Annotated in this window: 24 protein-coding genes; 21 read left to right on the top strand and 3 right to left on the bottom strand. The window is 28.8% G+C overall.

The genetic code is table 11. The features are described from left to right. Window positions 1-750: 750 nt before the first annotated feature. From J7M87_RS06235 to J7M87_RS06245, 3 genes are read right to left on the bottom strand one after another with little or no spacing between them, the layout of a single operon-like run. Window positions 751-3,603: a sigma 54-interacting transcriptional regulator gene (locus J7M87_RS06235; RefSeq protein WP_291649733.1), complete on the bottom strand. Its 2,853-nt coding sequence runs from the start codon at window positions 3,601-3,603 to the stop codon at window positions 751-753. A 6-nt stretch (window positions 3,604-3,609) separates the two neighbouring features. Further along, window positions 3,610-4,737 (bottom strand): anaerobic sulfatase maturase, encoded by a 1,128-nt coding sequence (locus tag J7M87_RS06240; RefSeq protein ID WP_291649735.1) that lies wholly within the window; start codon window positions 4,735-4,737, stop codon window positions 3,610-3,612. 21 nt (window positions 4,738-4,758) lie between these two features. Then, window positions 4,759-5,538 (bottom strand): sulfite exporter TauE/SafE family protein, encoded by a 780-nt coding sequence (locus J7M87_RS06245; protein WP_291649738.1) that lies wholly within the window; start codon window positions 5,536-5,538, stop codon window positions 4,759-4,761. 298 nt (window positions 5,539-5,836) lie between these two features. Between J7M87_RS06245 and J7M87_RS06250 the strand changes: the two genes are divergently transcribed. The 21 genes from J7M87_RS06250 (at window position 5,837) to J7M87_RS06350 (ending at window position 25,040) form a co-directional block, all read left to right on the top strand. Continuing rightward, a complete protein-coding gene (locus tag J7M87_RS06250; protein WP_291649740.1) occupies window positions 5,837-6,268 on the top strand; it encodes a PTS sugar transporter subunit IIA in 432 nt (143 codons plus the stop codon). A gap of 20 nt (window positions 6,269-6,288) precedes the next feature. Next, the gene (locus tag J7M87_RS06255) at window positions 6,289-6,759 is read left to right on the top strand and encodes a PTS sugar transporter subunit IIB (protein ID WP_291649742.1); all 471 of its coding nucleotides are present in this window, start codon (window positions 6,289-6,291) and stop codon (window positions 6,757-6,759) included. 25 nt (window positions 6,760-6,784) lie between these two features. Continuing rightward, complete coding sequence (locus J7M87_RS06260) at window positions 6,785-7,588, top strand: PTS sugar transporter subunit IIC (RefSeq protein ID WP_291649744.1); 804 nt, start codon at window positions 6,785-6,787, stop codon at window positions 7,586-7,588. Continuing rightward, complete coding sequence (locus J7M87_RS06265; protein WP_291649746.1) at window positions 7,588-8,400, top strand: PTS system mannose/fructose/sorbose family transporter subunit IID; 813 nt, start codon at window positions 7,588-7,590, stop codon at window positions 8,398-8,400. The genes J7M87_RS06260 and J7M87_RS06265 overlap by 1 nt, the downstream gene beginning before the upstream one ends. A 145-nt stretch (window positions 8,401-8,545) precedes the next feature. After that, window positions 8,546-10,024 (top strand): sulfatase, encoded by a 1,479-nt coding sequence (locus J7M87_RS06270; RefSeq protein ID WP_291649748.1) that lies wholly within the window; start codon window positions 8,546-8,548, stop codon window positions 10,022-10,024. A gap of 15 nt (window positions 10,025-10,039) precedes the next feature. Beyond that, complete coding sequence (lacA, locus tag J7M87_RS06275) at window positions 10,040-10,468, top strand: galactose-6-phosphate isomerase subunit LacA (protein ID WP_291649750.1); 429 nt, start codon at window positions 10,040-10,042, stop codon at window positions 10,466-10,468. 12 nt (window positions 10,469-10,480) lie between these two features. Beyond that, a complete protein-coding gene (gene lacB, locus J7M87_RS06280; protein ID WP_291649752.1) occupies window positions 10,481-10,996 on the top strand; it encodes a galactose-6-phosphate isomerase subunit LacB in 516 nt (171 codons plus the stop codon). Between the two features lie 18 nt (window positions 10,997-11,014). Then, a complete protein-coding gene (locus J7M87_RS06285) occupies window positions 11,015-11,869 on the top strand; it encodes a tagatose bisphosphate family class II aldolase (RefSeq protein ID WP_291649754.1) in 855 nt (284 codons plus the stop codon). A gap of 18 nt (window positions 11,870-11,887) precedes the next feature. Then, on the top strand, window positions 11,888-12,817 hold the full coding sequence (gene pfkB / locus J7M87_RS06290; protein ID WP_291649756.1) for a 1-phosphofructokinase: 930 nt from the start codon (window positions 11,888-11,890) through the stop codon (window positions 12,815-12,817). Between the two features lie 197 nt (window positions 12,818-13,014). Next, window positions 13,015-16,296: a LamG-like jellyroll fold domain-containing protein gene (locus tag J7M87_RS06295; RefSeq protein WP_291649758.1), complete on the top strand. Its 3,282-nt coding sequence runs from the start codon at window positions 13,015-13,017 to the stop codon at window positions 16,294-16,296. A gap of 598 nt (window positions 16,297-16,894) precedes the next feature. Further along, window positions 16,895-17,800 carry an AEC family transporter gene (locus J7M87_RS06300; RefSeq protein ID WP_291649760.1) on the top strand — a complete coding sequence of 302 codons (906 nt, stop codon included), beginning with the start codon at window positions 16,895-16,897 and terminating at the stop codon, window positions 17,798-17,800. 250 nt (window positions 17,801-18,050) lie between these two features. Next, window positions 18,051-18,716: an ATP-binding protein gene (locus J7M87_RS06305; protein WP_291649762.1), complete on the top strand. Its 666-nt coding sequence runs from the start codon at window positions 18,051-18,053 to the stop codon at window positions 18,714-18,716. A 14-nt stretch (window positions 18,717-18,730) separates the two neighbouring features. Beyond that, entirely contained in the window at window positions 18,731-18,940 is a 210-nt protein-coding gene (locus J7M87_RS06310) for a 4Fe-4S dicluster domain-containing protein (protein ID WP_291649764.1), read from the top strand. A 10-nt stretch (window positions 18,941-18,950) separates the two neighbouring features. Next, complete coding sequence (gene vorB / locus J7M87_RS06315) at window positions 18,951-20,018, top strand: 3-methyl-2-oxobutanoate dehydrogenase subunit VorB (RefSeq protein WP_291649766.1); 1,068 nt, start codon at window positions 18,951-18,953, stop codon at window positions 20,016-20,018. A 1-nt stretch (window position 20,019) separates the two neighbouring features. After that, a complete protein-coding gene (locus J7M87_RS06320) occupies window positions 20,020-20,769 on the top strand; it encodes a thiamine pyrophosphate-dependent enzyme (RefSeq protein ID WP_291649767.1) in 750 nt (249 codons plus the stop codon). Between the two features lies 1 nt (window position 20,770). Beyond that, window positions 20,771-21,301, top strand: a complete 531-nt coding sequence (locus tag J7M87_RS06325) for a 2-oxoacid:acceptor oxidoreductase family protein (protein ID WP_291649769.1) — start codon at window positions 20,771-20,773, stop codon at window positions 21,299-21,301. 286 nt (window positions 21,302-21,587) lie between these two features. After that, window positions 21,588-21,761 (top strand): (2Fe-2S)-binding protein, encoded by a 174-nt coding sequence (locus J7M87_RS06330; RefSeq protein ID WP_291649771.1) that lies wholly within the window; start codon window positions 21,588-21,590, stop codon window positions 21,759-21,761. Window positions 21,762-22,006: 245 nt separating this feature from the next. Then, the gene (locus J7M87_RS06335; protein ID WP_291649773.1) at window positions 22,007-22,204 is read left to right on the top strand and encodes a hypothetical protein; all 198 of its coding nucleotides are present in this window, start codon (window positions 22,007-22,009) and stop codon (window positions 22,202-22,204) included. 280 nt (window positions 22,205-22,484) lie between these two features. Continuing rightward, window positions 22,485-22,874 carry a zinc-ribbon domain-containing protein gene (locus J7M87_RS06340; protein WP_291649775.1) on the top strand — a complete coding sequence of 130 codons (390 nt, stop codon included), beginning with the start codon at window positions 22,485-22,487 and terminating at the stop codon, window positions 22,872-22,874. Window positions 22,875-22,982: 108 nt separating this feature from the next. Then, window positions 22,983-23,666 carry a response regulator transcription factor gene (locus J7M87_RS06345; protein WP_291649777.1) on the top strand — a complete coding sequence of 228 codons (684 nt, stop codon included), beginning with the start codon at window positions 22,983-22,985 and terminating at the stop codon, window positions 23,664-23,666. Continuing rightward, window positions 23,667-25,040, top strand: coding sequence for an ATP-binding protein (locus J7M87_RS06350; RefSeq protein WP_291649779.1), 1,374 nt, complete (start codon window positions 23,667-23,669; stop codon window positions 25,038-25,040). Window positions 25,041-25,292: the final 252 nt, after the last annotated feature.

Below are 25,292 nucleotides of genomic sequence, written 5' to 3' on the forward strand. Positions count from 1 at the left end.
ATACAGAACATATTTAATAATTTTATATAAAAAGAGAGATGTAAAATTTTTCTATATGATATAATTAGTTGAAAAAATCAATTAATTCACTTAACTAATTGGGGGGATAGGAATAATTTTATTTCTATATATAATGAAATATATGTAAAGCTTATGGGTAAATACTACCATAACTTTATAATATTAAAGCAAGACTATTAAATAACGGAAAAAGAAGATTATTATTTAGATATTATATATAAATCTAAAAAATAACTCTAACTGATTTTGAAGCAAAGTCCAAAGTAGCAAAGCCAGCAGCAACTCAAATAGTAAAAAAATATTAATAAAAAATATATAGTTAAAACTACATCTGTTTATGATAAAAGAGTAGTCTATATTGAATTAACAGAAGATATGAAAATATATTTTGAAAATAATTATAAAAAAATTGAACTAAGGATGAAAAATAATTAGGTAAGTATAGAGGTAAATAGATTAGAAAAGTAAAGTAATTAACGATTTTATTAATTAATTATTTAAGTGAAACTTTTGAAATAAAGTAAATTACAAAAAATAAATTACTAACATATAACTAATGAAGATGGTTTTATTAATATAATCAATAAGAAATGATAAAAATATTAAAAAGAGATAGATCTGAATGTTATATATAAGTATTTTTTAGAGCATAAACAATAATTGTTGAAGCCCTCATTCTAAGCGAATAGGGCTTTTATATTTTAAACTTATAAATCAGCTAAGTTGACTTTAATTTTTCAATTGTAAATTGGTAGATTTTGACTGGGCATAAGCATCTTTAACTATTTCGCAGATATAATATAATTCATTTGTAGGGATAGTGATGTTTAGGCTATTATTTAATTTTTCAAGGGCTTTATTTGTGACTAAGATAAACTTCTCATTATTAATAATGTAGCTAGACATTTCTTCTTGAGGTGTTAGAATAAAATCCTTAAGGAAAATTCTTTCTATAGCACAAGATAAATGAATAAATATTTTAGTTATACTTGAATTAGTCATATTTATATCTAAACTTTCTTCAATAGCATTAATAAAGTTAAAAATGAGAGGCTTTATTTTATTAGCTGAAAAAATAGTTAGATATTTATCAACAGTATCACAAGTGATATTAATTGTAATATCTTTAGTAAGGGTAGTAGCCATTCTGTTATCAATATTTATATTTTTTACTCCAATTAGTGAGAGGAGTTTATTAACTCCATTATGTAACACAATATCTTCTAGTGATATAAATGGAATATCTTTAGTATTTGGATTAATACTACCTACAATAGCTATGGTTTTTTTATCTACAGATGTTTGGTGTATTATATCACGAAGTTGAGTTATGCTCTCTAAGTTTAAAGGAATTATTTCAATATCATAAATATTGTTGTCTTTTAGTATATCTAGTAAATTTTTATGCAAGTAGTGAGCTATACCTTCACCAGAATTACATACCGTATATATTAATCTCTTTTTATTAATAGAAAGATGATTTTCGATCTTTCTATTAAAATCGTATGAAAGTTTATTATTCATTTCTATTAAGTCATGAAGTATATCATCAATATGGCTCTTTAAGAATATAGATTTTCTAACAGCCTCGATAACTAATAAAATATTAGTAGAGTTAACTGTAACAACATCTATTCCGGTTTTTTCCTTAATAACAATATCAAGATTTACTAATGAACCCATATCGGCAAATAATATTACTCCTCTTTTAAAGGTGCCTGCTTTTAATTTTTCTAAAAATAAAGGAAGTACATTACTAGCATTTTCAGTAAGTGGCATATCAACAGCTAAAGCAAAGTTAATACTAAGTAATTCGTTAGCAACAGCTGCAATATTGCTTGCTAATGAATCACCATGAGCTGCTATCATAATACCTACACAATCGGAAATTTCTTTAGATTTTAGGGAATCTATAATAACCATAAGATTATTAAGTTCTTGTGTTGGACAATATATGTTAAATTTTACTTCAAGTATTTTTACGAGTTTCTTGCAAACAGATTGAATTTCTAAAGGAATATCCAATAATTCTGTAGAATTAGGTATTTTGTGACCATCGATAGTATAGTCTTTTAAATTTTTTAGGTATAGGGCAAGGGCTGTATAAGTACTCCTATCAATTATTAGATTTAATTCATCATATAGAATATCCGATAGGGTGGATACTATTCCAGAGATTTCATCATCCAGAAAATCTGGATACATTCTTTGTAATGTAAGTTTTTTTGCAATTAGTTGTGTATAGTCTGAAAAAACTTTTTTAATATCTGTTTTATCTTCACCTAATATGTTTAATTGGTTATTATAGAATTTAACAAAATCATATGATGGTGTAGATGCTATTTTAAATATTTTACTTTCAGGTAAAAACTTATATTCATCTTTATCTAAAAGTAATTCAACTTTTTGTCTAGTGGATATGTCAATATTTGATGGTGTATTACTTGTATAAAGGGGTAATGATTCTCTTGTTACATGAACTTTATTTAAATTATTGAGTCTACTATCTAAATAGGATCTAGCAACTGATAGTTGAATATCACTAGCTAGTTGTCCTATATTTCCATGAGGATTATATAACATCAAATCAGATAAACAGTCTTTGTTAACATGTATAGGCATATTAATTTTTTTTGATTCAGAGCTATATAAAGTGGTAACTAGCATTAGTTTTTCACTTAAAGTTCTATCTTTTAAGCTAGGAATCCTTATGGTTGATGGGATCCTTCTTAAAAAGGTGGTAAGTAACGTTGAGTTGGTACTTTCGGTAGTGGCGGCAATTATTAAGACCTTTGCTGTTCTCTCTGAAGAAGTTTCACCAAGCCTTCTAAATTTCTTTTTATCTATATACATGAATAGCATTTCTTGCCCTTCAGGAGGAAGTCTATGAATTTCATCTAGAAATAGGACTCCACCATCTGCTTCTTCAATTAACCCTTTTTTATCGTTATCTGCACCTGTATATGAGCCTTTTAATGAACCAAATAATTGGGCAACTAGTAAATTAGGGTTATTTGCATAATCAGCACAGTTAAATACAATAAAAGATGAATTTTTACTAAATATGTTATTTTGGATTCCATATTCATACATTATTTCAGCAAAAAGACTTTTGCCTACGCCGGATTCACCTAAGAGAATAGTATGAAGTCCATTTGGATACAATATAGATGATTTTGCAAGCTTTACTATTCCAGATAAGCTGTGATTAGATCCTATTAATTTATTAAAAGGGTCTAGATCAGTAGTGTTTATAGTTTCGTTTTCATTTAACTTATCCCAATGTGGAATTAAATCATTTAATGAGGAACATTGAACAAATTCATCCTCTAAAAATAAATCAAATAATCCTTCAAAGTAATCTTTATTAAAATACTTAGTTGGTTTTCCTTTAATCTTTATAAGCAGTCCAGCTTTATAGAGCTTATTTAAATCGGAGGAAGCATTGTTTCTTAGTATATTGAGGCCTTTAACAATATCAAGAGAAGAGATACCAATGGTAGGGTTTTCTCTTATATCATTTACAGATAGACTGCTGCAAAAGTCTTTAATAAATTTATTAATAAGTTCAATTCTTAACAATTTTATCTACCTCCTAAAAGAAGAGTTTTTTATAGTAAGTGCTAGGTTTTTAAATTTATCAAAAGAATATGAGTAAAAGTTATAGTAGGCTTCACAGAAATAGTTGAGATTATTTTCTTGATTTTCTCTATGGCGTCTACATCCCCCCCTACATAATGAGAAATACTTACAAGAATTACACTTAGTATTATTATTAATGGATTCTTGCAAAAAGTTAATTGTATTTTTATTATTATGTATGTCATAAAATGAATCCTTAAGAATATTACCAATACTGTAATTTTCATAGGTATAGAAATCACAGGGATATACTGAACCATCACTTTCTATAATATGTTGGCAAGAACATACCCCCTTCATATCGCAGGCTTCATACTGCTGATTTAGAAATAATCCTAAGATATTATCAAATAGCCTTATGCTTACATAATTATTATTTAGTGCATCTTTATACCAAAGGTTAAAAAGTTTTATAAGGAACTTCTCGTATTCTTTTGGATTGAGAGAGTATGTATCTAATTCCATAGTAGTATTTTCTAATGGTTCTAAACAGGGATTAAATTGAAGATATTTATAGGCATTTTTTTTGTAGAAATTATATACGCTTTCAATTTTATTACATAGCGAAGATGTTACAACAGTAAGTATGTTGAAGGGGACCTCATGCTTTTTTAAAATATTAATACCTTTAATTACACTATTAAATGTATCACTATCTTTAAAATTAACTCTGTTTAAATTATGTATATCCTTATTTCCATCAAGAGATATACCTACAAGAAAATTATTTTCATGTAAAAATTTTCCCCAATCATCGTTAAGTAATGTACCATTTGTTTGAATGGTAAACGAAAAGGTTGTACCATTTTTGATTTCCTTTGTATAATCAATAAATTTTTTGTAAAAGTCTAATCCAACAATAGTAGATTCTCCTCCTTGAAATCCAATAGAGCAAACCCCGCCGTCACAGTAATCAGTTGCCTTTTTTAGAAGCTCTTTAAGAGTAGAAAGAGTCATAAAACCATAGTCTTTTATATCTCTTGCAGCAGAGATAGAATTATAAAAACAGTATTTACATTTAAGGTTACATTTACTAGATGAGGGTTTTATCATTAAGCTTAAATTTCTTTTCATTACAATATTACCTCCTTGTAATTATATAAAAATTGAAATTATATTATAAAAATTTAATACAATTAATGAGATTACTACCATGTTAAATACTTTTAGGACAGATTTCTCAGAATAGAGTTTGTTGAACCTAGAGCCAATTAGTCCGCCTAATACTCCGCCTATAATCATGAATGGTAGCATACTTAAGTCAAATACAGTAAGTCCTGTGCTTGTGGCAATGGTAATTAACTTAGCGCCTTGCGAAAATAGGATAGTTATTATTGAATTAACAGCTGCTTCTTTTGTATTCATAGAAAAGAATATTGTAAGAATACAAACATTTATCGGACCTCCACCTATACTGAGAAAAGATGCTATAGTACCTAAAAGCAACCCTATAGATATGCAGGCAAAAAAGTTTTCTATATGATAGCTTTTAAATTTATTTCTATTATTCATATATATATATACAAAAATTAAATGTAGTGCTAGTACAAAATTTTGAATCAAGGTAACTGTGGTTGGACCAATTAAAGTGATAACAAAGTTAATTGATTGCTCACCTATAAGTCCTCCTAGTATTGAACCTAATCCAATTAGTACAGTTTTCCGTAATTCAATTTTAAATTTATAATGTATTTGCTTGAAAATAGAGACAATAGCCATTGAAAAAACAGTGAAGGATGATAAGACACTTATTGTTGATAAGTTGTAATCACCCAAGAAATCTAGAATAGGTTTAATTATTACTCCACCACCAAGCCCTGCCATTGAGCCTAAGGTTGTAGCGATTAGGGCAATTAGTAAATAAATAAACTTCATTTGCATACCTCCAACTTTAGTTAAGTAAAAAAACTTATAATTATATATTAGTTTCTATTATGATTTTTGGCAATATGTTTTATTTAAACTATTACAAATATTAATCTATCATTATTATGGTATTAATAGTATTAAATTAACATTAATTAACAGTATTGAAGATTAATGATGAGTATTAATGAGTATTATTAATAGCTGAAAAGCTTTAGATAAAAGCAGATACTCATGTTGGCATAGCAATTGCTATTAATAAAGTTATAAGGAGGAATAAGATAAAGTTATAAGGAGGAATAATCAAATGAAAGAAATAGGAATTATATTAATAAGTCATGGACATTTTGCAAAATATTCAATGGAAAGTGCTGAAATGATTGTAGGAAAACAAGAAAATTATGAAATAATTTCAGTTACTGATGATAAAGATTTAGAAAATGTTTTAGAGGATCTTAGAGGAGCTTATGAAAAATTAAGTAATGAAAGAGAAGTAATAATTTTAGCAGATATATTTGGAGGTACTCCATGTAATGCTAGTTCAAGAATGATATTAGATGGGTGCAATGTTGTTGTATATACAGGATTTAATCTTCAAGTGTTATTAGAGCTATTACTAAGTAGGGAACTGCCAATAGAAGAAATTAAATCTAAGTTGGAAAAAGTTTATAAAGAGTCATTTATAGACGTGAATAATAAATTATTAAATAAAAAAGTAGAAGAGGGATTCGCTTTATAAAATTAAAGGGGGAACAAGAAATGAGTATTAAATTAGTAAGGATTGATGATAGGTTAATACACGGACAAGTATGCTCTACTTGGATAGGGGATTATGGTATTGAGCAAGTACTAATTATTAACGACAAGGTTAGCAAAGATCCAGTGCAAAAATCAGTGGTTGGACTTGCGGCACCATCAGGGGTTAGGGTATTAGTATTTGGAGTAAATCAATTTATAGAGGTGATAAAGAAGAATCCAATAAAGAAGGATACATTACTATTATTTACTACATCTACAGATGTATTAAAGGTTGTAAATGGAGGTCTGAACATAGATAGAGTAAATGCAGGAGGAATGAGATATAACGAAACTAGAAAGAAGCTAACAAAGTCAATATCAGTTACACCAGAAGAAGAGAATGCATTTAAGGAACTTGTAAATAAAGGTATTGAAGTATTTATTCAAATGGTTCCTAAAGATGATATTTTATATATTAAAGATATGATTTAAATATTTATATAAAGGGGAGATTACTATGTTAATAAAAGCATTATTAGTAGCGGCTTGGGCTGGTCTATGTGCATGGGATCAGTATGGACCACATTTAGGATTTAGAAAACCATTACTTGCAGGTGCAGTTACAGGGCTAATCTTAGGGGATTTAACACAAGGTCTTATAATCGGTGCAACATTAGAATTAATGTGGCTTGGAGTAAACAATGTAGGTTCATATGTTCCACCAGATGTTATTTCTGGTTCTGTTGTTGGTGTAGCAATTGGTATATTGTCAGGTGGAGGTGAAGCAGCAGGTATAGCTATTGCAATTCCAGTTTCACTATTAGTACAACAGCTTGATATGCTATGTAAGACTATAAGTATTTCTTTAGTACATAAAGCAGATAAGATTGCAGAAACAGGTGATTTTGATAAAATAGATAAACTTCAGTATATGGGGGGAATCTTAATATTTTTAAGTAGAGCATTTCCAACATTTATAGCAGTATTTTTAGGATCTACTGCAATAGACTCTATTATGGCAGCAATACCTGCAAGTGTAATGACTGGATTAACTGTTGCCTCAAAAGCAATTCCAGCAGTAGGTATAGCGATGTTATTAACTATGATGCTTAAGAAAAATATGTGGATGTTCTTAATTTTAGGATTTACATTAACTACATATTTAAATTTACCTACATTAGCATTAGCTTTAATAGGTGCTTGTTTTGCTGGAGTATATGATTTAATTATCTCTAATAAAGGAGAAAAGTTATCTTCTAATAATAGCATGCATACTAGTGTTGAAGTTGATGATAGTGTAGAAGGAGGTTGGGATTTATAATGGCTAACTCAGTGGATAAAAAAGATCTAAGAAAAGTTTTTTGGAGATCACAATTATGTCAATTCTCTCATAACTATGAAAGAATGCAAAGTCTAAGTACAGTTTATATATTAAAACCAATACTTAAAAAGCTTTATAAGGATAAGTCAAAGGAAGAAAAATCTAATGCGATGAAGAGACATCTAGAGTACTTTAACACTCACCCAATAGCAATGCCATTCATAATGGGAATAACTTCAGCTATGGAGGAGACAACAACTGAAGATCAAAAAGAATCAGTAATAGCAATGAAAACAAGTTTGATGGGTCCATTAGCTGGTATTGGTGATAGTATGATTAACTTCACATGGATGCCTATAGCAGGATCAATTGGTGCAGCTTTTGCTTTGGATGGAAATATATTAGGTGCAATAATAATGTTCTTAATGATTAATTGTGTATATTTTCCATTAAAATACTATGGTTTAACAAAAGGTTACTATAAAGGAATGGAAGTTTTTGGTGGCGGAGATAGCGGTAAAGGTGTATTTGACAGACTAGCTAATATGGCAAATGTATTAGGAGTTATAGTTGTTGGTGGATTAATTGCAACTACTGTAAAGGTAAAATTAGGCGTTGAAATAGCAGCAGGCGAAAAGCCTTTAATGCTACAAGAAATGTTAGATAAAGTAATGCCAAGCTTAATTCCATTTGCATTAACTTTCTTTTGTTATTACTTATTAAAGAAATATAATGGGAAAAATGCTGTATGGGTAATATTCGGAGTGTTGATTATAGCAGTACTATTATCCATGGCTGGAATTATAGTATAGGAAAATAAAAGATTTGTGAATCTAAGTTAATATCTTAATTTTAAAGTAGACATGTTAATAAATATATTTATTACTTGTTTACTTTAATATTAAGTCAAGCTTATTTACAATCTTTAGAAATTGAATGAACTGGAGGAGATTATATATGAGAACAGTTGTAGTTTTAATGGATACATTAAAGAGGAATATGATGGAGGTCTATAATAATGAAACTTGGGTAAAGACTCCCAATATAACTAAATTCTCTAAGGAGGCAGTTACTTTTGATAATCATTGGGTTGGATCTGCTCCATGTATGCCTGCAAGAAGAGATATACTCACTGGACGTTTAAATTTTTTAGAAAGATCTTGGGGGCCTATAGAGCCTTTTGATATAACCCTTCCAAAGGTGTTATCAGATAATAATGTATTTAGTCATATAGTAACAGACCACCCACATTATTTCAGAGTTGGAGGGGAAGGGTATGTTCAACAATTCTGTAGTTGGGATTTCTATAGAGGGCAAGAAGGAGACCCTTGGATATCTAAAATAGATGATCCAGCATTTATGCCAGATAATTATTATGGAAAATTGAGGAAACAATATCAATGGAATAGAACAAAGTGGGAAAGGAAAGAAGAAGAATATCCAACTCCGAAGACATTTAATGCTGCTTGTGAGTGGTTAGAAGACAATAAGAATCATGATGACTTTTTATTAATGGTAGAAACATTTGATCCGCATGAACCTTTTGATGTTCCTGAAGAGTATATGGATATGTATGGTTGCAACTATGATGGTCCATATTTTGAAACACCTAATTATAGCGAAGTTGATGTACCAGAGGAGGCGTTGGATTACATAAATAAAAGGTATGCAGCATTATTAACAATGACAGATAAACATTTTGGAAAACTGATAAATAAGCTAAAGGATCTTAATATATATGAAGATAGTTTGATTATAGTTACAACAGATCATGGTTATTTTTTAGGCGAAAGAAATTACTTTGGTAAGAACTATATGCATATGTACAATGAATTGGCTCATATTCCACTATTAGTACATTTCCCAGGGGGAAAGATGGATGGAAAGAGAGTTAATCCATTAACTCAAAATATTGATATTATGCCAACAGTTTTAGATTATTCAGGAATAGATATTCCAAAAGATGTTCAAGGAGTTTCATGGAAGTCAATACCTGAAAGCAGCGAATATAAGAGAGATTATGCTTTATATGGTTATCATGGAATAGCAATGAATATTACGGATGGTGAGCATACATATTTTAGAGCTCCAAATAAGGAAAATAAGCCATGCTATGAATATACATCTATACCAACAACAATTAGAAAGTATTTAGGAACAGGAAAAGAAAGTGAAATTGGAATGGGTAGGTTCTTAAAAAGGACTGATTATCCTGTATACAAGATCCCAATAGATAATCCTTCAATAGTTGATAATGTTGATGATGCTTTAAAATACACAGCAGAAACTAAACTATTTAATATAGTTGAGGACTATCCCCAAGTTAATCCTATAGATGATGAAGTTTTAGAAAGTAAATATATTGAATTATTAAAAAGAGGATTGGAAGAAATGGAAGCACCAAAAGATCAATTTGAAAGACTAAATTTAATATAGATAGGAGGAATTTTCATGAAGGTAATAATTGGATCGGATGATAAAAGTACAGAGTTTAAAAATTCTATAAAGCAAGAGTTGATTAATAAGGGGCATCAAGTTATAGATAAAACAGAAGGAAAAGAAATAGATTTTTATGACGCTGCAGATTTGGTATCAGAATCGATACTTAATAAAGAAGGGATTAGAGGAATTGTAATAGATGAATATGGTACAGGTTCCTTTAATGTATGTGCAAAACATAAAAATATAGTTTGTGCTCAAGTAGCTGATGAACATTCTGCTAAAATGACTAGAGATCATAATAATACATCGATTATAACAATAGGATCTAAAATTACATCTTTAGAAATTGGAAAAAGAATTGCAGAGAAATTTGTAGAGTCAGAGTATTCAGGTGGAAGACATCAAATAAGAGTAGATATGTTAAATAAGATGGCATAGGGGGAAGATGAAATGATTATATCAGTTGGATGTGACCATATAGTTACACATATTAAAAATAGTGTAGTCGAGTATTTAAGGTCAAAAGGACATGAAGTTATTGATAATGGCACTTATGATCATGTAAGAACTCATTATCCTATATATGGAAAAGTGACTGCGGAAAAAGTAGTCAATGGAGAGGCGGATTTAGGAATAGTAATATGTGGTACAGGCGTTGGGATAACAAATTCAGCAGCTAAAATTAAAGGAGCAAGGGTAGCTCTTGTAAGAGATATTGAAACTGCGAGATATTCTAAAGAAAAATTAAATATAAATATACTTGGAATTGGTGGAAGAATTACAGGAATTGGATTAATAGAGAATATTATTGATGTATTTTTAGAAACAGAATATAAATCAACAGATGAAAATAAAAAGTTAATTGAAAAGATGGATAATATGATAGAGAAAGACTATGCAAATGGTGACGGACACTTCTTTGATGAATTCATTGAAAAGTGGAAAAGCGGAGAATATCAAGATTAAGTTTTAGGGGGAATAAAAATGAGTATATTATCAACTAGAGAAATGCTTTTAAGTGCACAAAGAGGTAGATATGCTGTTCCAGCATTTAATATACACAATTTAGAGACACTCCAAGTTGTAGTAGATACTGCAGCTGAGATGAAATCGCCAGTAATTATAGCAGGAACACCATCAACAATAGAGTATGCTGGTGCTGAATATATTAATGCAATGGCAGGGGTAGCTGCAAATAAGCATAATATTCCAATAGCTATTCACTTAGATCATTTTGAAGATATAGATGAAATAAAGAAAAATATAGATATTGGATTTAAATCATGTATGATTGATGCATCTAGGTTTGAGTTTGAAAAGAATATTACTAAGGTTAGGGAAGTAGTGGAATATGCTCATAAGTTTGATGCAACGGTGGAAGCAGAGCTTGGGAAATTAGGTGGACAGGAAGATGACTTAGTGGTGGATGAAAAAGATGCTATGTATACAAATCCTAATGATGCAGATGAGTTTGTAAGGAGAACAGGAATTGATTCCTTAGCAGTGGCTATAGGAACTGCTCATGGATTATATAAGGGAGAAGCTAAACTTGATTTTGAAAGATTAAAGAAGATAAGAGAAAAGGTAGATATTCCACTAGTTTTACATGGAGCTTCAGATATTCCTGATGAATTAGTAATGAAGGTCATATCACTTGGAATATGTAAGGTTAATATAGCAACTGATTTAAAAATTCCTTTCTCAGGGGCACTAAAAGGCTATTTTAGTGAATATCCAGATGCAAATGATCCAAGAAAGTATATGACACCAGGTAAAGAAGCGATGAAGAAAATAGTAGAGCATAAAATTAGAGTATGCGGAAGCGCAAATAGATATTAGTAAAGTAGGTAATTAGATATGATATTAGTAGTAAATCTTAATGCTTCTATAGATAAAAGGTATGAGATGAAAGACCTTAATAAGGGTACTGTTATGAGATCTCTTAAAGTTGAAAATACACCTGGAGGTAAGGGGATTCATGTTGCTAATGTGGTTACTATTCTAGGAGAAGAATGTGTGGTGTCAGGATTTCTAGGTGGTAAAACTGGGGAGTTTATAGAGAAAAAATTAAAGGAATATAAAATAAGTCAGGATTTTACTAAGATTAATGGCGATACTAGAGAATGTTTGGCTATTATTACAGAAGATTTAATTCAAACAGAAATATTAGAGCCAGGCCCTAAGGTTTCAATAGAAGAGCAGGATGAGTTTCTAAAGAAGTATAAAGAATTAATAAAAGATAGAGAGATAGTTGTAGCATCTGGAAGTGTTCCACAAAATATATCAATGGATTTCTATGGGAAATTAATAAAAATTGCGAATGAAAATGGGAAAAAATTTTTACTAGATACAAGTGGAGACCTTTTGAGAGAAGGAATAAAGGCAAAGCCATTCTTTATAAAACCTAATAAGGATGAAATAGAAGGATTAACTGGAAAAAGAATAGAAAATGAGAATGATATAATTGAAGAAATTAAAAAGTTTCAAGCAAGTGGTATAGAACTTGTAGTTATTTCTCTTGGTAGCAGGGGCTCAATAGCAGGATTTAAAGGTAAGTTCTATAAAGTTAATATTCCTAAAGTTCGAGCTGTTAATCCGGTTGGATCTGGAGATTCGTACGTTGGTGGAGTATCTGTTGCATTAAAAAGAGGTTATAGAATAGAAGAATTATTAAGATATGCATCTGCTTGTGGGACAGCAAATGCTATAGAAGAAGAAACAGGATTCCTTAGAAAAGAGGTAGTAGAAGAGTTATATAAAAAAATTACTGTAAGTTTGATTAAATAATAGGAGTTATATAAATAAAATATTAAAGTGGTTACTTGATCGTTATTTATTTGTTGATTAAATTTAGATTCATTTTTAATATGGGAACAAAAGGTTATATTAAAAATGAATCTTTTATTAAAAAATTAATAGGTTTAACCTATTGCTAAATGAAAGGTGAAATAATATATCATAGAATAATAAGGAGATGAAGTATTTTGAGAAAAAAGAGAATATTAAATTTGTTTTTGTCGATTACTTTGATTATGACATGTATTTCTTCTTTGTCAGTTGTTAATGCTAAGGATATTAGGGAAGAGGTAAATATTGAAAAAAACTTAATAGGATACTGGAATTTTAATGATGGAAATTTAACTAATTTAGCTAATAGTAACAAAAATGGCGAGCTTATAGGGTCGCAAATATCTATTGAAGATTCTGATATGGGGAAAGCTTTATTATTTGGAAATGATTCTGATAGTTATATGAAGATACCTGAGTTTATTAATACTGGTTCTAAACCTTATTCCATATCAATGTGGTATAAGTATAACGAGAAAATAACATCTCATAATAACACTATATTAGCTCAACAAGATGGTAATGGTAGATCGTTATTAATATTAACTACTAATGATAAGTATAGGAGTTTTGTTAATGGAGTTAATGTGGATAGCAACTCAGTAGTAGACATAAGTATTTGGCAACATGTAACAATGACAATAGATCCAGAATCTAATAAGATAAAGTACTATATAAATGGTAAACTTGACTCAGAAAAAGATGCAGGAAGTAAGCCGGTAAATGAATTAACTAATTTATTAATAGGAAGACATAAAAATGGTGGGAAAGATCCGGATTCAATGAAAGGTGAGATAGATGAGCTTCGTGTATATGATAGAATCATAAATGATAGTGAAGCAAAGGCCATATATGACTCAGTAGAATCACCTAATAAAACAATGGTAGATGGTCTAATAGGATATTGGAATTTTGATAATGGAAATATAGAAAATTTAGTTGGGGATAAGGATGGGCAATTAATAGGTAAGAATGTAACTATAGGAACTTCAAGTAACGAAGAAATGGGGAAATCTTTAATTTTTAATAAAGGAAACGATAGCAGTTTAAGGATTGACAGTTTTCTTAATACAGGAGAAAATCCATACTCATTTTCATTATGGTATAAAACAGGAGAGATAAGCAAGGATAGACATACGGTATTATTACAGCAAGGCGATGCTGGTAAATCTATATTAATACTACGCCTTGATAATAAGTATGATTCATATGTTAATGGTAAAGATGTTTTATCATCTGACACAGTAACTAATGGAAATTGGGAAAATGTTATTATAACTATTAATCCTAAATCAAATAAAATTAAGTATTACATCAATGGAGAGTTTGATGGTGAATATGATGCAGGGGATAGCCAAGTAAAAGAATTAACAAGCTTAATAATAGGAAATCATAAAGCTCCTAACTCTATAAATCCACAACAGTTTATAGGGGAAATGGACGAGATTAGGGTATATGATTATGTAATTAGTGATAATGTAGCGAAAGAAATATATGAAGATAAAGTAAATAAAAATGTAAAATTAAAACTAAAATTAAATGAAGTTGAGCGTTCAATTGACCGTGCTACCTTTGGGATTAATCATAGATATGCATTTAATGGCTATGGAAGCTTTGATTCAGAATCAGGAAAAATGAGGGAAGATTTTTCAGTACTTTATAAAAATGCAAATTTTGGTTCATTAAGATATCCAGGTGGAACTATATCAAATTTATTTAGATGGAAAGACTCTATAGGAGATTTATCTAACAGAAAAAATCAAATTCATGGATTCTATAGTGCAGCTAAAGGAATAGAGCCTAACTTTGGATTAGGAGAAGTAGCTACATTCGCTGATGAAAACGATTCGGAATTAGTTTATGTATATGGATTGGGTAGAGGTTCTGCAGAAGATGCCGCAGACTTAATTGAATATCTTAACGCTGAAGTAGGTACAAATCCAAATGGAGGAATTGAATGGGCAAAGGTTCGTGAGAATAATGGCCATTCGGAACCATATAATGTAAGGTATTTTGAAATTGGTAATGAAATGAACCAAGGTGGAGGTGATGGATCAACATCACAAATGTATTGGACTGCTTATGACGGCAATTCTCTGGAGCATTATATTAATGGTGGAGCCATAAATATAACAAAGCAAGGGGTTGTAGAACCAGAAGAATGGAATGCATCAACATCTAAGAGTAATGGGAAGCCTAATCAGATTAAATATATGAGATATGCTAACACAATACCAGGTAGAGGAACTGTCACTCAAGAGGAGTATGGAAAGAGTGAATTTACAGCAGTAAAAGAGGGATCTGTACATGTATATGTTAATGATATTGAATGGACTATTGTAGAAAATATTAAAGATGCTGGTACTAAAAATGTAGTAGAAGTTAATTACTTTAATGGCGAAATATTATTTGGTGATGGAAAAAATGGGAATATTCCAGTACAAGGATCAGATATTAAAGTATCATATACAGTTGATAAAGATGGATTTGTTCAAGTATCACAAGCTATGAGGGATACTATGAATCAGATAAATGAATTATCTAGAACTAATAAAGAAATTAATATATACTCAAGTTATGAAACAGAAGGTTTTATAAGATCTATGAATGAGAAAAATTATAATAATCTTTATGATGGATTAACTATACATCCATATTCCGGTACACCAACAGGTTCAGGAGAAGAATTTTATGATTCTGCCATGAATCTAGCGCAAAAAAATGGCATTGATAATGTTAAGAAATATGTGGATATGATGCCTGAAGGAAAGGTTCCTGTAATTTCTGAATATGGTATATTTAGATCTACAAATCCTCTTTTAAGATCTCAAACACATGCATTGTATATAGCTAAGTGTTTAATGGAATATGTAAGATTAGGTAGTCCATATATTCAGAAACACTGTCTAGTAGATTGGTATAGTGAAGGGGCAGATTCATTAGGACCGACACAACAAGCGGTAATACAGGCAGTCCCTCAAGCTGGTGCCAATACATCTACTGGAGAAGGTGATTACAAATTCTTCTCAACGCCTTCTGCCCATGTATTTGAAATGATAAATGGTATGTTTGGTAGTGAGGTTATAAGTAGTAGATTTAGTTATATGCCTAAATTTGCACAAGATGTTGATGTATTTAATGCATTAGCTAGTAAGGATGAAGAAGGGAATATATATTTAGCTATAGTTAATCTAGATAAAAATGAGAATAGGAATATAGAAGTTGAAGTTGATGGTGTAAACTTAGCTGATAGGGTAGTAAATGTGCAGAAACTTGTTGGGGATTCGTTTAGTGAACAAAATACTTTAGATAAACCTAATAATGTTGAAATAGAGAAATCAGAATTTATTGTAGATGGTGAAAGTATTAAATTAGAATTAGATGCTCATTCATTTACTATATTAAAAATAAATAATTAACAATTGCAATAAGTTAGAGAGCCATAAATAGAATTGTTAGTTAAAACTAGTATAGTTAAGAAGAAGCTAAACAACGAATAAAAATTTTAGTCTTAATCGTTTGAACGATTTTAAACGGTATCAAGAAGTAACATAAATTAACTATAAATGTAAATAAAACTAGGCTGTCGCACTAATTATTTAGTGAGACAGCCCCTTTTTTATTCAATACTAAGCCAGAACCAAATTCAATATGTTGACTTAGTAACTCATTCTAAAATAGAGCTAACTACTCCCCTATACATAAAAATTATACTATATTTAAATATTATATCTTTATTTCAGCCTATATATTACTAAATTAAAAGTAATATATAAATAATTAATTTTAACTTTAATAATTTTAGTTTTAAAAATAATAAATAAAAATAGTGAATTGAAATTTTATAATTAAGATTTTCAATTTTATAATACTAAATCATGATTAAATAAAGACTGAAGAGATACTTTTATTAGTGTAAAGGTGTAAAAATATATCTGTAACTTATATAAAGATAAAGTAGTCCTTACACAAATAAATTGTATATAATAAAGTGAAAAAATAGTTTAGGGGGATAGGATGATAGTTTTTAATAAGGTAATAGCATTGTTTTTGATTATTTTAATAGGTGTTTATGGAACCAAAAAAAATATAATAAATGCTGATGTCAATAAAGGTTTAAGAAGAATATTATTAGAAATAACATTGCCACTACTAGTTATAAATTCCTTTAGCTTTTCTTTTGATGAAGGTATGGGAAAAAATATAATTATTGCATTTATATATAGTATTGTATTTATGATTTTGGGCGGAATAATATCTTTTATTTTATTAAAGCCTTTAAAAGGAGAAAGGAAAAAGATATTACATTTTGCAAATGTTTTTTCTAATTGTGGATTTATTGGATTCCCAATTATAAATAGTATATTTGGGGCAGAAGGAGTAGTTTATACATCGATATTTAATATAGTTTTTACAATTTTTTTATGGACATACGGAGTAATGATATTCTCAGATAAGCTTTCAAAAGAAAATATAAAAAAGGTATTAGTAAATCCATCAATAATTGCAGTATGTATTGGGATACCTATTATGATATTTAATATAAAGTTGCCAGTAGCTATTTTAGATACAACAAAAATAGTAGGAGATATGACTGCACCTATATCAATGATTATAGTTGGGAGTATATTATCAAAGGTTAAAATTAAATCTATATTTAAAGAAGCATCAGTTTATTATGGAGCTTTAATAAAATTAATAGTGATACCACTTGCTATTTATATAGTAAAATTGATTATAAAAGATAATTCTAATGTAATAGATACTATTATAATTATTCAAGCAATGCCAGCTGCTGCTATGACATCAATATTTGCAGCTGATTTTGATAAAGAAAAAGAATATGGGGCGATAGTAGTGTTTGTTACAACGCTTCTATCAATATTAACTATTCCTATAATGGTAAGGATAATAGGTTTATAAATAGATATATGAAGTTTTACCTATTCTGTTGTTATGCATAAGTTTAAATAAAACTTGTGCATTTACATTTGAAAGATGAATCAGAACCTACAAAACTTCATCTATGGAACAAGCTTTATATTATTAGCTAAAGTGTAAGAAGTGTTATAACAAATTTGAAGATGTCAATTTTGTTATAGCACTTTTCATTGCATAATAAATAGAATATAAAATATACTTTTAGTAAGAATGTTTAATGAGGAGTGTTAGTGTGAGTAGGATTAAGATATTTACTGGACACTTTGGTAGTGGTAAGACAGAAATTGCAATTAATTATGCTATAAAAATGGCTAAGGAAGGCAAAAAGGTAGCATTAGTTGATATGGATGTAATAAATCCTTATTTTTGTGTAAGAGATATTAAAGAAACTTTAGAAAATGATTATAAAATAAGAGTTATAAGCACAAGAAAGGATTTAGTTAATGCTGAGCTAATGGTACTATCAGGAGAAATTTTATCTGTATTTAATGATAAATCATACGAAGTTATATTGGATATTGGTGGAGATGATGTAGGGGCAAGGGTTCTAGGTGTATATAACAAGTATTTTGAAGATGAAGATTATTCAATGTATTATGTTTTGAATAACTCAAGACCAGAAACCTTAAATTGTAGAACAGCAAGTAAATATCTAAAATCTATAGAATCAGCTAGTAGATTAAAAGTTACTGATATAATATCAAATACTCACATGATGAAGGAAACAGAATCTAAACATATATTGAAAGGAGATATTGAATCTTTGGAGTTATCTAAGTTTTTAAGCATTCCTTACAAATACACTGTGTGTACTAAAAAATTTGAAAAGGTAATAAAGGATAAAGTTAGTGGAGAAATGTTACCTATAGAACTATATATGGACATGCTTTGGGAATAATAAGGAGGAATTAAATGGCTAAGGTTATATTTAAAGAGGAAAGGTGTAAAGGGTGTGGGCATTGTATAAATATATGTCCTAAAAAAATTATAGGCTTTAAAGAAAATTTTAATAGTAAGGGATATCATCCAGCTGGAATAGAGGAAAATCTTATGACACAATGTATAGCTTGTACATCTTGTGGAAAAATTTGTCCTGATTGTGTAATAACTATTGAAAGGTAGGAGGGTAACTATGGGAGAAAAGTTTTTAATGAAAGGTAATGAAGCTATAGCAGAGGCGGCTATTAGGGCTGGATGTAAATGTTTTTTTGGATACCCTATAACTCCTCAAACTGAATTAATAGCATATATGGCAAAAAATATGCCGAAAGTTAATGGAGTTTTTTTACAAGCAGAAAGTGAAATTGCAGCTATTAATATGGTATATGGCTGTGGAGGAACTGGAGTTAGATGTATGACTTCATCATCTAGTCCTGGAATAAGCTTAATGACAGAGGGGATTTCATATTTAGCAGCAGCACAGGTACCTTGTGTGATAGTTGATGTAGTTAGATGTGGGCCAGGCCTTGGAGGAATACAACCTGCTCAATCAGATTATTTATTTGTAAATAAAGGTTTAGGTCATGGAGATTTTAATGTGCCAGTTTATGCTCCAGCATCTATTCAAGAAATGATAGATTTAATTTGCGAGGCATTTGATGTAAGCGATTTATATAGAACACCTGTAATGATAATGGCTGATGGAATGCTTGGACAAATGATGGAAGGTGTTGAATTTAAAGAGAATATAAAAAGAGAATTACCAGAAAAAACTTGGGCAGCAAATGGTTTAGGAGAGAGAAGTAAACATAATATAATAAATTCATTAGAGTTAAATCCAGAGAAGCTTGAAGAACTTAATATTGAACTTCAAGGAAAATATAAAATAATAAAAGAAAATGAAGTTAAATATGAATTATATAATTGTGAAGAAGCTTGTGATTTAATTTTAGTTTCTTATGGGATAACGGCAAGAATATGTAAAAGTGTTATAAGTCTTGCAAAAGTAGATGGAATAAACTTAGGGTTAATAAGACCTATAACAACTTGGCCATTTCCTAATCAAGCTTTTACTAAGACTTTAGGTAAAAGTAAGCATGGGTATTTATCTGTTGAAATGAATTGTGGACAAATGGTTGAAGATGTTAAATTAGCTGTAAGTGGAAAAGAAGAAGTTAGATTTTATGGTAGGACAGGTGGAATGATACCAACAGTAGATGAGATATACAAATATATAAAATCTATTATTGGAGGTATATAATATGGGAATTGTTTATCAGCCAACCAAGGCGCTTTTGGATGTACCTACACATTATTGTCCAGGATGCACTCATGGAATAATTCATAAGCTAATAGGAGAAGTAATAGAAGAATTAACTATATTAGAAAAAACAATAGGAGTTGCATCAGTTGGATGTTCTGTTCTTGCATATGATTATTTTGCTTGTGATATGTTTCAAGCAGCACATGGAAGAGCTCCAGCAGTTGCTACAGGTATAAAAAGAGCTAATCCAGAGAAAGTAGTTTTTACTTATCAAGGAGATGGTGACTTAATAGCAATAGGAACTGGAGAAGTTATTCATGCAGCAGCAAGAGGAGAAAATATAGTAACTATTTTTGTAAACAATTGCATATATGGTATGACAGGCGGGCAAATGGCACCTACAAGTCTAAAAGGGCAAATCACTGAGACATCTCCATATGGAAGAGATGTTAAAGTTCAAGGTTATCCAATAAGAGTGTCAGAAATGATATCTACTTTAGATGGTGCATGTTATGTTGAAAGAGTAAGTGTAGATAATATAGCCAATTTAACAAAAGCTAAAAAAGCAATTAAAAAGGCTTTTGATAATTCAATAAAAGGACTTGGATATTCATTTATAGAAGTTTTATCTACTTGTCCAACTAATTGGGGCTTATCGCCAATTGATTCTTTAAAGTGGCTCAGAGAAAATATGATTCCATATTATCCTTTAGGTGTTAAAAAAGATTTAAATAAGGAGGATAATTAGAATGGTAAAAAAAGAAATTATATTTGCAGGTTTTGGTGGACAAGGAATATTAACTGTGGGGAAGTTATTAGCTTATGCAGCTATGGATAAGGGGTTCAATGTTTCATGGTTACCATCATATGGTCCTGAAATGAGAGGTGGAACAGCAAATTGTTCAGTTATAATTTCTGATGAAGAAGTTGGATCTCCTGTTATATCAGAAGCAGATATAGTTGTTATCATGAATAGGCCATCTTTAGATAAATTCAGTAAATCAATAAAGAAAAATGGGATTTTAATAATAGATTCAGATATGGTAAAAGATGAAGCTGATTTTGATGATATAGAAGTATATAAGATAAATGCTGAATCAAAAGCAGAAAAGCTTGGAGATAAAAGAAATGCAAATATGATATTACTTGGTTTCTTGATTAAAAAATTAAAGATTATTACTATAGAAGATGTTTTAAACTCTATTAGAATTCATGGTAAAAAAGAATATTATGAATTAAATAAATCAGCAATAGAATTAGGTAAAAAGATGCATTCATAGATAATGGTAAATACTACAAAGGCTTAGATTTTATAATAAAAATCCGACTTTTGAAGATAATATTAATGATAATATATAGGTTATAATAAAATTTATATTTGTATAATACATAAATAATTGTTATTATATAATCAAAGTTATTATTTTAGTAGCTTATATAAAAAAATAATATATGATTTCAATTTTGATATTTTAATTAAATATGTATGATAAATATTTAATACTATTAGGTTTAATTATGTAGATTATTAATTGAAACATATATAGCTATAAAGAGGTGGATAATATGGATATAATTTGTCTTTGTAAGGGTGTATCAAAGGATATAATAGTTCAAGCTATTAAAGATGGTGCTGATACATTTGAAAAAGTTCAAGAAGCAACAGGTGCAGGAACAGGATTTTGCGGTGCAAGTAGATGCAGAGGTAAAATAGAAGCACTAATAGAAGAAAATAAATAAAAATATAAATTAAAGGAGCTATTTCACTAAATATTTGGTGAAAAGCTCCTTTAATTTATAATATAAAAATTGTATAATATCTCTCTTTAAATTAAAAATTAAAATAATTGGGCTTATAAAACTGTAGATTATTACTTTAATTCTTAAGATTTCATTAAATATGCTAAAGTTAGTATATTTTGTAACGAAATTGACAATAAATCATCTTATGATAGTAGTAGAATATAATTTAAGGAGGTGAGAGTATGGTTGCTAGTATAGACATAAATAAACATTGTAGCTTGAATAAGTCCGTAAGAAACTTATTTTATAAAAAGCAAAATATAAACAATTCAATTTTTTATACTGAGGAAGAAAAGAAAGCGTTAACAAGTGAAATAGAAAAAGATATTTATGATACATGGAAAAAAATTAGATATAGTTTTGATACTAATGGAGAATAGGATTTGTAGTTATACTAAAATAATAATAAAAGTCATGAGGAGACTATTAAATGATATATAATGTGATTAAAGCTCCTATAGAAGCAAGGATTTTAGTAATAAGTGAAAAGAATCACAATATAAACAATACTATAAGAGGTAAAATGAGTATAAATAAATATTATTTTTGATAAGAAGTTAGAGTTATTATTAATTCTGACTTCTTATTTTTATTTAAGATGATAAAATAAATATAAGAAAACAAATATAATAAGTTAGCATTGTATAAAGGAGAAAAGCTATGTTCTTTATAGGGATTTTTGGAATAGAAAACAAAGAAAAAGAAATTAAAATAATAAATAATTTAACATGTAAGAGTTGTAATAGATTAAGCATATCAAGAGTAATAAAGCATTATGAATTCTTCCATTTCTTTTTTATACCTATTTTCAAATGGAATGAAAAATATTATGTAGAATGTGGGAGTTGTAAAAAGATATTTTCGATTTCTAAGGAAAAGGGAAAGATGATAGAAAGAGGAGAAAATATAGATATAAATTACTGGGATTTACATGAAGTTAATAATACTTATGATTATGATTATAATATACATAGTGTTTGTAAAAGTTGTGGTAAGGTGTTTGATTCAGAATATAAATATTGTCCATATTGCGGACATGAAGTTAAATGATATATTTGAAATTAGATATTAAAAATATCTTCATAATACCTTCAAAAGAATTTGATAAGGTTTATATTATTGGAAATATAACTTAATATTAGAAGAGGGAGGTTTAACGTGGGAAATATTTTAATAATTGAAGATGAAGAAAGCGTAGCTAATGTCATAAAGGCATATTTAGAAAAAGATAATTATAATGTAGAGGTGTGTAATTCTGGAATGAAGGCCTTAGAAATCTTTAAGGAAATAGATTTTCAGCTTGTTATATTAGACTTAATGCTACCGGATATAGATGGAGAAGAAATTTGCAAAATTATAAGAAGAACTTCTAATGTATATATATTTATGCTAACTTCGAAAGCTAGTCTAAATGACAGAATTGTTGGTTTAGATATAGGGGCTGATGAATATTTAATTAAGCCATTTAGTCCAAGAGAACTTACAGCAAGGGTAAATGCCTTATTTAGAAGAATAAATACAAGTGATAAAATAAGTGATATTTTTAATGATGGAATATTAAGAATAGATTATGAAAAGAGAATGGTAGAACTAAGAGGGGAAGAAATATCATTTACACCAAGTGAGTTTGATATATTATATACTCTATTGATTAATAGAGGAAAAGTTTTATCTAGAGAACAATTAATTGAAAGTGTTTTTGGTATCGATTTTGATGGATATGATAGAACTATAGATGTACATATAAAAAATATAAGAAAGAAAATTGAAGACGATACTAAAAATCCTAAATATATAATAACAGTTACAAAAGTTGGATATAAATTTGGTGGTGATATATAGATGCAGAGCATAAGAAAAAGGTTAAGCATATCATTTTTAATATCATCTATTTCAGCAATTATACTAATTATATTGTTTGTTAATAGCACCATAAATGTTAAATTTAATAAGTATATGATAGATATTCAAGACAAAAGAAATGATAGAATAGTTTCATACCTTGAAGAGGTTTATAAAAGAGATAAAAAATGGACCCAAAACTCTGCTATTGAGATAATACATGAAGCTTATATGAGTAATTATTGCTTAACATTAAGAGATGCTAATGGAAATGTAGTTTGGGGAATGGATCCATCAAATATAAGAGATGCTAACCATTTTAATAATATGAATACAGAAGATAATGGCGTATATATTACTAAAAATTTTGACATAGTGGTAGAGGGAAAAGTTGTTGGGAATATAGAAGTTGGTCAGTATTCATCTGTACTATTAACAGAGGAGGATTTGGAGTTTAAGTCATCTATTAATAAAAGTATAGTGTTAAGTGGAATAGGAACTTTATTAATTATAATCATAATAAGTTTATATATTTCAAAGCAACTATCAATTCCAATAAAAAAAGTAGCAAGTATATCAAAGAGGCTTTCAAGAGGAGATTTTGGAGCAAAGTCTAATACAGAAAGTGATATTGAAGAAATTGAAGAATTAAGAGAAAGTATAAATATATTAGGTGAGAAGCTTAAAAATCAGGATATGTTAAGGAAGAGGCTTGTATCAGATATATCCCATGAAATAAGAACACCACTTAATGTTCTTCAAAATAATCTAGAAGCAATGATAGATGGAATTTTTCCTGTATCTAATCAAAGGTTATCTTCCTTAAATGATGAAGTAATAAGGTTTGGTAAGCTTTTAAATAACTTAGATGTATTAAAAGAATTTGAAGATGAAAGTATAAATTTAGAATTTGAAAAAATTTTGTTAGATGAGTTTATTATTGAATTAGCTGAAGATTTTTATTTAGAAGCTAAGAGTAAAAATATAAATTTTGATTATAGGATAGAAAAAGATGAAACTTACATTACCCTTGGAGATAAAGATCAGTTAAGGCAAGTTTTTATAAACTTAATAACTAATGCTATTAAGTTTACAAAGAGTGAAGGGAGTGTAAGGATTAATTTATATATAGAAAATAATAAAGTAATAGTAGAAGTTGTAGATACAGGAGTCGGAATAAAAGAAGAAGATTTACCATTCATATTTGAAAGATTATATAGAGGTGATAAGAGTCGTCAAAAAATAGAAGGTAATGGTATAGGATTAACTATAGTAAAGAAAATACTAAGTTTACATTACGCTAATATAGAAGTAGAATCTAATGAGGGCATAGGAACAACAGTTAGGATTATTTTTGATAATTTAAGGGTTTAAATAAGAGAGTGCGGTATAATTTTTCTATTTATTAGAATAATATATTTAAAAATATTTTTATATTGCATATATTAATAGTATAAAGTTATTATAATTGCTAGATTTAGTAATATATAAAGGGGGTCACGAAATGGTCTGACCCCTAAAAAGTAGACATTGTTAAAAGGGATATATCATTGTGAATTACAAAAATGGCTTCGATATTTAATTGGAGCCATATTTTTTAACCTTTTTTGAAATCTAATATTATTA

Source organism: Clostridium sp., assembly GCF_017888565.1.
Taxonomy (GTDB): Bacteria; Bacillota; Clostridia; order Clostridiales; family Clostridiaceae; genus Clostridium.

Bases quoted from the DNA above. Each gene is read 5' to 3' on its own strand.
- J7M87_RS06240 (WP_291649735.1), bottom strand. From the start codon at position 4,737: ATGAAAAGAAATTTAAGCTTAATGATAAAACCCTCATCTAGTAAATGT.
- J7M87_RS06245 (WP_291649738.1), bottom strand. From the start codon at position 5,538: ATGAAGTTTATTTATTTACTAATTGCCCTAATCGCTACAACCTTAGGC.
- J7M87_RS06250 (WP_291649740.1), top strand. From the start codon at position 5,837: ATGAAAGAAATAGGAATTATATTAATAAGTCATGGACATTTTGCAAAA.
- J7M87_RS06255 (WP_291649742.1), top strand. From the start codon at position 6,289: ATGAGTATTAAATTAGTAAGGATTGATGATAGGTTAATACACGGACAA.
- J7M87_RS06260 (WP_291649744.1), top strand. From the start codon at position 6,785: ATGTTAATAAAAGCATTATTAGTAGCGGCTTGGGCTGGTCTATGTGCA.
- J7M87_RS06265 (WP_291649746.1), top strand. From the start codon at position 7,588: ATGGCTAACTCAGTGGATAAAAAAGATCTAAGAAAAGTTTTTTGGAGA.
- J7M87_RS06270 (WP_291649748.1), top strand. From the start codon at position 8,546: ATGAGAACAGTTGTAGTTTTAATGGATACATTAAAGAGGAATATGATG.
- lacA (WP_291649750.1), top strand. From the start codon at position 10,040: ATGAAGGTAATAATTGGATCGGATGATAAAAGTACAGAGTTTAAAAAT.
- lacB (WP_291649752.1), top strand. From the start codon at position 10,481: ATGATTATATCAGTTGGATGTGACCATATAGTTACACATATTAAAAAT.
- J7M87_RS06285 (WP_291649754.1), top strand. From the start codon at position 11,015: ATGAGTATATTATCAACTAGAGAAATGCTTTTAAGTGCACAAAGAGGT.
- pfkB (WP_291649756.1), top strand. From the start codon at position 11,888: ATGATATTAGTAGTAAATCTTAATGCTTCTATAGATAAAAGGTATGAG.
- J7M87_RS06300 (WP_291649760.1), top strand. From the start codon at position 16,895: ATGATAGTTTTTAATAAGGTAATAGCATTGTTTTTGATTATTTTAATA.
- J7M87_RS06310 (WP_291649764.1), top strand. From the start codon at position 18,731: ATGGCTAAGGTTATATTTAAAGAGGAAAGGTGTAAAGGGTGTGGGCAT.
- vorB (WP_291649766.1), top strand. From the start codon at position 18,951: ATGGGAGAAAAGTTTTTAATGAAAGGTAATGAAGCTATAGCAGAGGCG.
- J7M87_RS06320 (WP_291649767.1), top strand. From the start codon at position 20,020: ATGGGAATTGTTTATCAGCCAACCAAGGCGCTTTTGGATGTACCTACA.
- J7M87_RS06325 (WP_291649769.1), top strand. From the start codon at position 20,771: ATGGTAAAAAAAGAAATTATATTTGCAGGTTTTGGTGGACAAGGAATA.
- J7M87_RS06330 (WP_291649771.1), top strand. From the start codon at position 21,588: ATGGATATAATTTGTCTTTGTAAGGGTGTATCAAAGGATATAATAGTT.
- J7M87_RS06335 (WP_291649773.1), top strand. From the start codon at position 22,007: ATGGTTGCTAGTATAGACATAAATAAACATTGTAGCTTGAATAAGTCC.
- J7M87_RS06340 (WP_291649775.1), top strand. From the start codon at position 22,485: ATGTTCTTTATAGGGATTTTTGGAATAGAAAACAAAGAAAAAGAAATT.
- J7M87_RS06350 (WP_291649779.1), top strand. From the start codon at position 23,667: ATGCAGAGCATAAGAAAAAGGTTAAGCATATCATTTTTAATATCATCT.